Annotated in this window: 9 protein-coding genes and 1 pseudogene; 5 read left to right on the top strand and 5 right to left on the bottom strand. The window is 60.5% G+C overall.

Annotated features, from left to right (window positions below; all coding sequences use genetic code 11):
* Positions 1-430: 430 nt before the first annotated feature.
* From BMY54_RS31355 to BMY54_RS18950, 4 genes and pseudogenes are all read right to left on the bottom strand, one after another.
* Positions 431-1,312, bottom strand: coding sequence for a methyl-accepting chemotaxis protein (locus BMY54_RS31355; protein ID WP_371748316.1), 882 nt, complete (start codon positions 1,310-1,312; stop codon positions 431-433).
* Positions 1,292-2,614, bottom strand: a pseudogene (locus BMY54_RS31360) (HAMP domain-containing protein); the annotation flags it as partial. The gene BMY54_RS31355 and the pseudogene BMY54_RS31360, both read right to left, overlap by 21 nt.
* A complete protein-coding gene (locus BMY54_RS18945; protein ID WP_093435504.1) occupies positions 2,508-3,908 on the bottom strand; it encodes an aminotransferase-like domain-containing protein in 1,401 nt (466 codons plus the stop codon). The gene BMY54_RS18945 and the pseudogene BMY54_RS31360, both read right to left, overlap by 107 nt.
* Positions 3,909-4,098: 190 nt before the next feature.
* On the bottom strand, positions 4,099-4,860 hold the full coding sequence (locus BMY54_RS18950) for an SDR family oxidoreductase (RefSeq protein WP_007917441.1): 762 nt from the start codon (positions 4,858-4,860) through the stop codon (positions 4,099-4,101).
* Between the two features lie 85 nt (positions 4,861-4,945).
* Here BMY54_RS18950 and BMY54_RS30635 point away from each other — a divergent pair, with 85 nt between their 5' ends.
* Entirely contained in the window at positions 4,946-5,101 is a 156-nt protein-coding gene (locus tag BMY54_RS30635) for a hypothetical protein (RefSeq protein WP_175559627.1), read from the top strand.
* Entirely contained in the window at positions 5,098-6,102 is a 1,005-nt protein-coding gene (locus BMY54_RS18955) for an NADP-dependent oxidoreductase (protein WP_093435507.1), read from the top strand. Before BMY54_RS30635 ends, BMY54_RS18955 begins: the two co-directional genes overlap by 4 nt.
* A 125-nt stretch (positions 6,103-6,227) precedes the next feature.
* On the opposite strand, the gene pyrF is transcribed toward BMY54_RS18955, so the two are convergent.
* Entirely contained in the window at positions 6,228-6,926 is a 699-nt protein-coding gene (gene pyrF / locus BMY54_RS18960) for an orotidine-5'-phosphate decarboxylase (RefSeq protein WP_175559628.1), read from the bottom strand.
* A gap of 284 nt (positions 6,927-7,210) precedes the next feature.
* Between pyrF and BMY54_RS18965 the strand changes: the two genes are divergently transcribed.
* From BMY54_RS18965 to xopAW, 3 genes are all read left to right on the top strand, one after another.
* Positions 7,211-7,972, top strand: coding sequence for a response regulator (locus BMY54_RS18965; RefSeq protein ID WP_007917450.1), 762 nt, complete (start codon positions 7,211-7,213; stop codon positions 7,970-7,972).
* A complete protein-coding gene (locus tag BMY54_RS18970) occupies positions 7,972-9,021 on the top strand; it encodes a sensor histidine kinase (RefSeq protein ID WP_093435517.1) in 1,050 nt (349 codons plus the stop codon). Before BMY54_RS18965 ends, BMY54_RS18970 begins: the two co-directional genes overlap by 1 nt.
* 233 nt (positions 9,022-9,254) lie before the next feature.
* A complete protein-coding gene (gene xopAW, locus BMY54_RS18975; protein ID WP_093435522.1) occupies positions 9,255-10,109 on the top strand; it encodes a XopAW family type III secretion system calcium-binding effector in 855 nt (284 codons plus the stop codon).
* The last annotated feature ends 241 nt before the right edge of the window (positions 10,110-10,350 follow it).

The following is a 10,350-nucleotide window of genomic DNA, read 5'->3' on the forward strand; positions in this document are numbered from 1 at the left end:
AGCAAAAGCAACACCCTCCTCGCAACCGCATCAGCTTCTCACCACTCAACAGGATGAGCGTTAGCTCGGCTGCAGCTCTTGATCTTGATCCACCAGCGACGTCGGAAGGCTGAGTGGAGGGATTGATCCGGGCGTGGGAGCGCAGCGACCGTTTGGCGCAGCCAAACACAGCGAGAGGAGGTGCAGCGAAGCAAACCGTAGGCGCTGCGCCCGGATCGATCCCGGAGCGAAGGAACCCCGAGCCCCAGCGAGCGGGCCGCACGTAGGAGCAAGCGTTTTTGGTTACTTTTTAGGCGTTTGTAAAAAGTGACCCGCCGTAAGGGCGGAACCCTAATGAGCAACACCCGCAGCAACGGATATCCCCCCAAAACCCCAAGAGCCTGGTCGGCCCAAAGGCCGCCAAGCGTCAAAGCGTCAAAGCGTCAAAGCGTCAAAGCCGAAAATGCCCAACCATCCCGCGCAACTCCCCCCCCAACTGCGCCAGCTCAACACTCGAAGCCGCATTCCCACGCATCGCAATCGACGACTGATCCGCACTCGCACGAATACTCGTCACACTGCGATTGATCTCCTCCGCCACCGAACTCTGCTCCTCGGCCGCCGCCGCAATCTGCTGATTCATCTGCTGAATCAACGACACCGCCGCCGCAATACTCCCCAGCGCACTCTCAGTCTGCAACGCATCACTGACCGCCAGCTTCACCAGCTCGCCGCTGCTCTGAATCTGCTGCACCGAGGAATGCGCCGCCAAGCGCAAAGCACTGACCAGCCGTTCAATCTCCTCAGTCGATTGCTGCGTGCGCCGAGCCAAAGCACGCACCTCATCAGCCACCACCGCAAAGCCCCTGCCCTGCTCCCCGGCCCGCGCAGCCTCGATCGCCGCATTCAGCGCCAATAGATTGGTCTGTTCGGCAACACTCTTGATCACCCCGAGCACCGTGCCGATATTCTGGATTTCAGCACTAAGGCTTTCGATGCTCGAACTGGCCGACGTCGCCGAGTCAGCCAATTGCTCGATGCGCGCCATGCTCTGGCGCACCACCTGCTGCCCACTCTCGACCTTGTCATCCGCCGTCTGCGCGGCCAGCGCCGCTTCTTCGGCGTTGCGTGCAACGTCGTGAACGGTGGCGGTCATCTGGTTCATCGCCGTGGCAACCTGCTCGGTTTCTTCCTTCTGGCTGCTGACCTCAAGGTTGGTCTGCTCAGTGACTGCCGACAACGATTGCGCCGAACTGGCCAGTTGCTCGATCCCCGCCTGCAAACCACTGACGATGGTGCTCAGACCCGCGCCCATCTGTTGCATCGCCAGCATCAACTGACCGATCTCGTCGCGACGGGTCACTGCCACGGTCGCACTCAAGTCGCCGGCGGCAATCTGCTGCGCGACCTGAATCACACTGCGCAATGGCGCGACGATAAGTCGGGTGATCAGCCACGCGGCGAGTAATCCCACCAGCAATGCCAGCGCCGATGAGCCGATGATCAGCAGCGAGTTTTTCTTCAGTTCTGCCTGCATCGCGCCGTCTTCAGCGACATACGCCTGATTCACCCGCTCGACCACTTCGTTGGCACGCTGGTGCAATTGCTCGTAGACGGTTTTTTCCTGCGCGAGCAACCCGGTGTACTCGGCCAGTTTGTCGTTGAAACCGGCGATGTGCCCGGACACTTCATTGAGCACGGTGAGATAGCCCTCGTCCTTGACCGTGGTTTTCAATTCTTCGGCCTGCGCCTGCGCTTGTGCGGCCTGTTCGATATTGCCCTTGCCAGCACTGTCGGCATCGCCCTTGCGGCTTTGATCGAGACGAATCCGCGCTTCGTTCATCGCTTGCAGCATCAACCGCGAAACCTGGCTGACCTGACTGGCCTGCTCGATGAACTGTGCGCCGTCCTTGCCCTCGGTGTCCTTCAAGGTATAAGCACCGTCGTCGGCAAGTCCGGCCTGCAATACGTCAAGATTGTTGGCCACACTGGACACCGACCAACTGGCCATTTCCAGCGCCAGGTCCTTGGCCTGAGTCAACGACACAAACTCGTCGAACGCCTTACGATAAGCGCCCAGCGACTGCTGCACATCATTCATGACCGGCACATTCGCCGCCGACTGCGCTTTGAGCTGATCAGCCAGAGCAACCAGTCCGTCGACGCCCTTACGCAGGGCATCGGCCGTCTTCGGATCGCCCCGCAAGGCATATTCCTGCTCAAGCAGGCGCACCTTGAGCAAGCCGCTGTTGAGCGAAGACATCTGTTTCAGCCCGTCGAAACGCTGACTGATGGTTTGCAGGGACCAAACGCCGATGGCCGCCACCAGCGCGGTCAGAAGCAAAACCAGCACAAACCCGATACCCAGTTTTTTCGCCATACCGAGGTTGGCAAAACGTCCTTGCATGGCCGAAATCATTGCGCGTAGTCCCCTGCCATTGTCAGTAGAGCGAAGAGTCGCAACGGCCATGAAACAGCACAAGTCTCTGGCGTCGGAATAATGGCAAAAAGCTACGCCTACGTCGTTTTCAGAACACTTGAGGTCGATCCGAACCGGTGTAGCGAAAAAACTGCCGGGCGCGCGGATCACAGGCATAGGCGACGTTGATGCGCAGCCAATCACCCGACTCGCCATTGGGACTGAATGCATCAGGCGCTGACAGCAACACGCCGCAACGTTGAGCCTGCCGACGCAGCCGAATCTGATCGGTCATGCGCGAGCGCGCCCAGATGAACAAGCCACCTGCAGGCTTGCCGAAAACCTCCCAGTCGGCGTCCTCCAGCGCCTGCAACGCGGCCGCGCGATCGGCATTCAGGCGTTGACGCTGGCGCTGCACCAGTTTGCGGTAAGCGCCGCTGACCATCAGGCTGGCCAGCACCGCTTCGGTAAACCTTGACGCCCCCAGACCGCTGATCATCTTGACCTGCGCCAGCCGTCTGACCATGTCGCTGTCGGCAAAAACGAAACCGACCCGCAACGAGCTGCTCAGCGTCTTGGAAAAACTGCCCACGTAAATGACTCGCCCCTCATCATCCAGAGCCGCCAAGCGCGTGCCGTTGCCGGTGTGCAAGTCTGCGTAGACATCGTCTTCGATCACGCGCAAATCGTAGGTCTTGCTCAGTTGCAGGATGCGTTGCGCTACGCTCGGCGACAGGCAACTGCCGGTGGGGTTGTGATGATGGCTGTTGATGAATAACGCGCCGGGGCGAAACTGTTGCAGCAACGCTTCCAGTGCGTCGATATCCGGCCCGTTCGGGGTGCGACGCACCTCGAGCATGCGCACGCCGTGCATCCGCAGGAGATCGAACAACGGCGCGTAACCGGGCGTCTCGACCACCACGCAGTCTCCAGCCTTGAACAAGGTGCGCACGATCAGATCAAGCGCATGGCTGGCGCCGCAGGTACTCAGCAACTGCGCACTGCGGGCCTCGATACCGAACAGTTTCAGGCGCTTGGCGATTTGCTCGCGCAACGCTGGAAGCCCCAAGGGCGTGCTGTAGTTGAACAGGCTGGCCATGTCGGTGCGAGCCACCTCGCGCAGGGCATAACTGAGGTCGTCAGGTTCACGCCAGCTATGCGGCAGTCCGCCCGCGCCAAGTTTCAAGCCGCCCGCGGCCTCGCACACGGCATCGCACCAGGCGAACCGGCCCTCGAATGGCGCCAGCTCATCTTCTGCGCCTGTTGCCGAGGGCGAGGCGGCGACAATGAACCCGGTGCCCTGGCATGAACTCAGAACACCCTGCGATACCAGCCGCTCACACGCCTCGACCACACACGACTGGCTGAGCAGATTGCCCCGGGCGATTTGCCGCACGGACGGCAAACGGGTGGCCGGCGGTACGCCACTTTGCAGGATCCACTCGGTCAGTCCGTCAACAATCTGCTGCACGACCGGCACCATTGCCTGTCGATCAATTCTCAATTCCATGAGCAAGCAAACTCCTGTCCGTTTTGCTGGCGGCAGTAAATCACAGCCGCGCCGGACAGGCTGTGCGACAACGCCGCCAAAAGCGACCGTTCTAACCGTTTGATACACATTGTTTAAGAGGCTTCACGGAACTGACCGCTGCCCACAAAAAAGCCCGCAACGAATGCGGGCTGTTGTTCTTGGGCGTGATTCAGAAAGCGGTGACGCCACCATCCACTGCCAGCGAGTGGCCGGTGGTGAATGCCGCACCGTCGCTGCACAGGTACAACACGGCACTGGCGATTTCCTCGACTTTGCCGATGCGCCCGACCGGGTGCATGGCGTTGGCGAACTCACCCTTCTTCGGGTCGGCCTCGTAAGCACGGCGGAACATGTCGGTATCGATCACCGCCGGACACACAGCGTTGACGCGGATTTTCTTCTTCGCGTATTCGATGGCTGCCGATTTGGTCAGACCGATCACCGCGTGCTTCGACGCCGCGTAGATGCTCATCTTCGGCGCCGCGCCCAGTCCCGCCACCGAGGCGGTATTGACGATCGCCCCGCCACCCTGCGCCAGCAGCAGTGGCAGTTGATACTTCATACATAGCCAGACGCCTTTGACGTTGACGCCCATGATTGCGTCGAACTCATCCATCGAGCCTTCGGCCAGTTTGCCTTTTTCAATTTCGATGCCGGCATTGTTGAAGGCGTAGTCGAGACGGCCGTAGGTATTGATGACCTCGTCCATCAGATTCTTCACTTCGCTTTCGACGGTCACGTTGCAGCGCACGAAGGTCGCTTCGCCGCCGGCTGTACGAATCAGCGCCACCGTGCCCTCGCCCCCTGCCGCGTCCAGATCGGCGACCACCACTTTCAGGCCTTCGGCGGCGAACGCCTGGGCGGTCGCACGGCCGATGCCGTTGGCCGCGCCAGTGACTACAGCAACCTGACCGGAAAACGTCATGCTCATTGTTATGTCCTCGAAGGGATAGATGCAGGGGATGTATGGAATGGCAGCATAGCCATTGAGGTCTGCCGAGCGTCAGCACTATCCAATGGCTGTTTATGTACCCATGCGTCGCAGTGATAAAACCGGCCAGGTGATCATCACTGCACTGGATCGGCGTGCATTCGCCGCATCAGCCAACCTTGCGCCAATGCCGGCGAAGGTCTATCAACAAGGCTTCATTCCGTTCGAGTGCCTGCCATGACCAACCAGACCAATCGCCAGTTCCTGCTCGCCAAACGCCCGGTGGGAGCGGCCAACCGCGAGACCTTCACCTATCAGGAAGTACCGGTCGGCGAACCGGCGGCGGGCCAGATTCTGGTCAAGAACGAGTACCTGTCTCTCGATCCGGCGATGCGTGGCTGGATGAATGAAGGCAAGTCCTACATCCCGCCGGTCGGTATCGGTGAAGTCATGCGCGCGCTGGGCGTAGGCAAAGTCATTGCTTCGAACAACCCTGGCTTTGCGGTCGGGAACTACGTCAACGGCGCCATTGGCGTGCAGGATTATTTCCTCGGCGAGCCAAGAGGTTTCTACAAAGTCGATCCGAAACTGGCACCGCTGCCGGTGTACCTGTCAGCGCTGGGCATGACCGGCATGACCGCCTACTTCGCCCTGCTGGATGTCGGCGCACCGAAGGCCGGCGACACCGTGGTGTTGTCCGGTGCAGCGGGCGCAGTGGGCAGCATCGCCGGGCAGATTGCCAAGCTCAAAGGCTGCCGCGTGGTTGGCATTGCCGGCGGCGCCGACAAGTGCAAATTCCTTATTGATGAGTTGGGTTTTGACGGTGCCATCGACTACAAGTCCGAAGATGTCGTGGCCGGGCTTAAACGCGAATGCCCGAAAGGCGTCGATGTGTATTTCGATAACGTTGGCGGCGACATCCTCGATGCGGTGTTGAGCCGTTTGAACATGAAGGCGCGGGTGGTTATCTGCGGCGCGATCAGCCAGTACAACAACAAGGAAGCGGTCAAGGGGCCAGCCAACTACCTGTCGTTGCTGGTCAACCGTGCGCGGATGGAAGGTTTTGTGGTGATGGATTACGCGGCGCAATACGCCAGCGCCGCGCAGGAAATGGCCGGCTGGATGGCCAAGGGGCAGCTCAAGAGCAAGGAAGATATCGTCGAAGGGCTGGAGACCTTCCCGGAAACGCTGATGAAATTGTTCAGCGGTGAGAACTTCGGCAAGTTGGTGTTGAAAATCTAAAACCACCACAAAACAAATGTAGGAGTGAGCCTGCTCGCGATAGCGGTGTGTCAGTCAACATTACCGTTGTTTGACACACCGCTATCGCGAGCAGGCTCACTCCTACAGGGTTTTGCGGTGCCTGATCAGGCGATTTCGGCTACGACCGAAGCCAGCGCCTGCGCCGGATCTGCCGCCTGGCTGATCGGACGGCCAATCACCAGATAATCGGAACCGGCATCCAGCGCCTGACGCGGAGTCAGAATGCGGCGCTGATCGTCCTGCGCGCTGCCCGCCGGACGAATTCCCGGGGTCACCAGTTGCAGCGAAGGGTGCGCAGTTTTCAGTGCCGAGGCTTCCAGCGCCGAGCACACCAGACCGTCCATGCCAGCCTTTTCGGCCAGCGCGGCCAGACGCAGCACTTGCTCTTGCGGCTCGATATCCAGACCGATACCGGCCAGGTCTTCGCGCTCCATGCTGGTCAGCACGGTCACGCCGATCAGCAACGGCTGCGGGCCGCTGCGTTTATCCAGCTCTTCACGGCAAGCGGCCATCATGCGCATACCACCGGAGCAATGCACGTTGACCATCCACACGCCCATCTCGGCAGCGGCTTTCACGGCCATCGCGGTGGTGTTGGGAATGTCGTGGAATTTCAGGTCGAGGAATACTTCAAAACCCTTGTCACGCAGGGTGCCGACAATTTCGGCGGCGCAACTGGTGAACAGTTCCTTGCCCACTTTGACCCGGCACAGCTTCGGGTCCAACTGGTCGGCCAGCTTCAGTGCGGCGTCACGGGTAGGGAAATCCAGGGCGACGATGATAGGAGTCTGGCAGGCGGACATGAATGGGCTCTCAGGCAGGTCGAAATCGGCGCGCATTGTAGCGGAACCGGCGGCAGCGCGGCACCCGATGATCGGTAAATCGTCGCGCTGGCCGTGATCAGCATAGCGCTCGCTGCTATTGTGTCGACTCCGATACACAACCGACACGCCAGCAACAAGCACCCGCGCTAGCCTCGCCAGCCGCAATACGTCCTTACATCAGCACTTCCCGCCTCACGGCCGGACGCCTATGCTGAAACCACAACCTCGCAGCCCATCTTTTGTGGTTGGCGGCCTACTGGCAGATGAACAGCCTCATGCACAACACCCAAATGACCGCGACGGATGAGCCTAAAGACGACAAGCGCTGGAGCATTCGCGCGCTGATCGTCGACGATGACGTGCCGATCCGCGAGCTGATGATTGACTACCTCGCGCGCTTCAATATCCACGCCAGCGGCGTCACCGACGGCGCGGCGATGCGTCAGGCGCTGCTCGCCGAGCATTTCGATGTTGTCGTGCTGGACCTGATGCTGCCCGGCGAAGACGGCTTGTCGCTGTGCCGCTGGCTGCGCGCCGAATCGGACATCCCGATCCTGATGCTCACCGCACGTTGCGAACCGACCGACCGCATCATCGGCCTGGAACTGGGCGCCGATGACTATATGGCCAAACCGTTCGAGCCACGCGAACTGGTCGCGCGCATTCAAACCATTCTGCGCCGGGTGCGTGACGATCGAACCGAACAGCGCGCGAACATTCGTTTCGACAACTGGCGTCTGAACAGCGTCCTGCGCCAGTTGATCGCCGACGATGGTCTGGTGGTGCCGCTGTCCAACGCCGAATTCCGCCTGCTGTGGGTGTTTATCGAACGTCCGCGTCGGGTACTCAGCCGCGAGCAACTGCTCGATGCTGCCCGTGGCCGCTCGATCGAAGCCTTCGACCGCAGCATCGACCTGCTGGTCTCGCGTCTGCGGCAAAAACTCGGCGACGACCCGAAAGCCCCGCAGTTGATCAAAACCGTGCGCGGTGAGGGTTACCTGTTCGACGCGCGGGACATCGGCTGATGCGGGCGCGCTTCGACACGCTGTTCGGGCGCCTGTTTGGCGTGCTGTTCGTGGCGATTGTCCTGGCGCACCTGCTGGCGTTCGCCTGGTTCCACCACTACGGGCCACCGCCGCCCCCACCGCCACCGGAGTTCTCTCAAGGCGCCGAAGGGCAACCGATGGCACATGATCCGCGCTACCCGCCACGGCCACCGCGTCCGTGGTTCGGTGGCCCGGTGGTGCCGCTGACCTTTCAATTCATCACGCTGATGATCGCGGCCTGGTACGGCGCCAAACTGCTCAGTCGCCCGATCCAGCGCCTGAGCGACGCCGCCGAACGCCTCAGCGAAGACCTCGACAGCCCGCCACTCGACGAGTCCGGCCCGCGGGAATCGCGACAAGCCGCCTACACCTTCAACCTGATGCAGCAACGCATTCGCGAACAGGTGCAGCAGCGCGCACGGATGCTGGGCGCGGTTTCCCATGATCTGCGCACACCGTTGTCACGCCTGAAACTGCGCCTGGAAAACATCAGCGATGAAAAGCTGCAAGGCCAGATGCGCCAGGACCTCGACGACATGATCGGCATGCTCGACGCCACCCTCACCTACCTGCACGAACAGCGCACCAGCGAAGCCTTGCAATTGATGGATGTGCAGGCGCTGGTCGAATCACTGTGCGAAAACGCGCAGGATCAAGGCGCCGACGTACAGGTCAGCGGCCATTGCGCACCGTTGCCGGTACAGCCGATGGCGCTGCGTTCGTGCCTCAACAACCTCATGGACAATGCCCTGCGTTATGCCGGCCAGGCACGCATCGAATTGCAGGATCAGCGCGAGCAACTGCTGATCCGCGTAATCGATCACGGCCCGGGGATCACCGAGGACAAGCGTGAAGCGGTGTTTGAACCATTTTATCGGCTGGAAGGCTCGCGCAATCGCAACTCTGGCGGCGTCGGGCTGGGTATGACGATTGCCCGCGAAGCGGCCCAGCGTTTGGGTGGGCAGCTCAATCTTGACGAAACACCGGGCGGCGGCCTTACCGCCATCATTCGCCTGCCGCGCACCTGAGAAACACACAATCCACCTGTAGGAGTGAGCCTGCTCGCGATAGCGGAGTGTCAGTCACAGTAAATGTCACTGATAAACCGCTATCGCGAGCAGGCTCACTCCTACAAGGTATTTGGTGTTCATTCCATCGTGTGTACCCACCGGTACAAATCCCACATACCCCCGACAACTTGCGCCCCGACGCTGCATAAGCCGGTACACCCACCGGTTTTCCATTCCAGGGAGTGAGTCCGATGATTGGTAGCGTCAGCAACTACACGAGCTATACCAGCACCAGCAGTACCTCCACGCAAAACGCCCGCAGCCAGCAACTGCAAAAAGAACTGTTCGCCAAACTCGACAGCAACGGCGACGGCGCGGTGGATCAGGACGAACTGAAAAGCGCCCTGTCGCAGAAATCCGACGACGGCCTGCTGGTCAACCTGAGTAAACAATTCGGCGATCTGGACAGCGATGCCAGCGGCAGCCTCAGCGCCGAAGAATTGACCGCCATGGCGCCCCCGCCGCCACCACACGATCAAGCACCGGACACCGACCTCGCCGACGCCCTGATTAGCGCCCTCGACAGCGACGGTGACGGCGCCATCAGCAGCGACGAACTGAGCAGCGGCCTGACCAGCGCCGGCAGCACTGCCGACAGCAACGAAATCTTCTCCGCCCTCGACAAGAACAAGGACGGCACCGTCAGCCAGGACGAACTCACCGCCAGCCTGACCCCGCCACCTCCATCGCCGCCACACATCAACAGCGACGGACTGTTCAGCCAACTTGATGCGGATGGCGACGGCAGCGTGACCGCGACAGAACTCGGCAGCGCACTGCAAGCCAGCGACAGCGCGACTTCAACCACCAGCACTGACACCAGTGCCGCGCTGCTCAAGGTGCTCGATAGCGACAGCAGCGGCGGTGTAAGCAGCGACGAGCTGAAAGCGGCTTTACAGGCAGGGCGAGAACGGCCGGATGAAGAACAGACCGCTTCTACCCAGAGCACCACCGAAGCCCTGAACCGCATGATTGCCAATTTGAGCAAACAGTACTCGCTGGAGAAAACGGCGTCGGTGGGCAAGTATTTGAATGTGGCGACTTGAGTCGACGCCATTATTTGCCGCAGACAATCAAAAGCCCCTCACCCTAGCCCTCTCCCAGAGGGAGAGGGGACTGACCGAGGTGTTTGGGAGAGCTACGCCGACTTGAAATACCGAGTCGAACTCAGATTCTGGAACAGATCAAAAGCCCCTCACTGTAGAGACCGGTACATCCTTTACAAATTAGACCGGGGACATCGTTTACACCTTTACAGGCTTGAAACGCGTTTGGCGCCTCTTTCAA

The organism is Pseudomonas sp. ok266 (assembly GCF_900110195.1).
GTDB lineage: Bacteria > Pseudomonadota > Gammaproteobacteria > Pseudomonadales > Pseudomonadaceae > Aquipseudomonas > Aquipseudomonas neuropathica.

Bases quoted from the DNA above. Each gene is read 5' to 3' on its own strand.
- BMY54_RS31355 (WP_371748316.1), bottom strand. From the start codon at position 1,312: ATGCTGGCGATGCAACAGATGGGCGCGGGTCTGAGCACCATCGTCAGT.
- BMY54_RS18945 (WP_093435504.1), bottom strand. From the start codon at position 3,908: ATGGAATTGAGAATTGATCGACAGGCAATGGTGCCGGTCGTGCAGCAG.
- BMY54_RS18950 (WP_007917441.1), bottom strand. From the start codon at position 4,860: ATGAGCATGACGTTTTCCGGTCAGGTTGCTGTAGTCACTGGCGCGGCC.
- BMY54_RS30635 (WP_175559627.1), top strand. From the start codon at position 4,946: ATGGCTGTTTATGTACCCATGCGTCGCAGTGATAAAACCGGCCAGGTG.
- BMY54_RS18955 (WP_093435507.1), top strand. From the start codon at position 5,098: ATGACCAACCAGACCAATCGCCAGTTCCTGCTCGCCAAACGCCCGGTG.
- pyrF (WP_175559628.1), bottom strand. From the start codon at position 6,926: ATGTCCGCCTGCCAGACTCCTATCATCGTCGCCCTGGATTTCCCTACC.
- BMY54_RS18965 (WP_007917450.1), top strand. From the start codon at position 7,211: ATGAACAGCCTCATGCACAACACCCAAATGACCGCGACGGATGAGCCT.
- BMY54_RS18970 (WP_093435517.1), top strand. From the start codon at position 7,972: ATGCGGGCGCGCTTCGACACGCTGTTCGGGCGCCTGTTTGGCGTGCTG.
- xopAW (WP_093435522.1), top strand. From the start codon at position 9,255: ATGATTGGTAGCGTCAGCAACTACACGAGCTATACCAGCACCAGCAGT.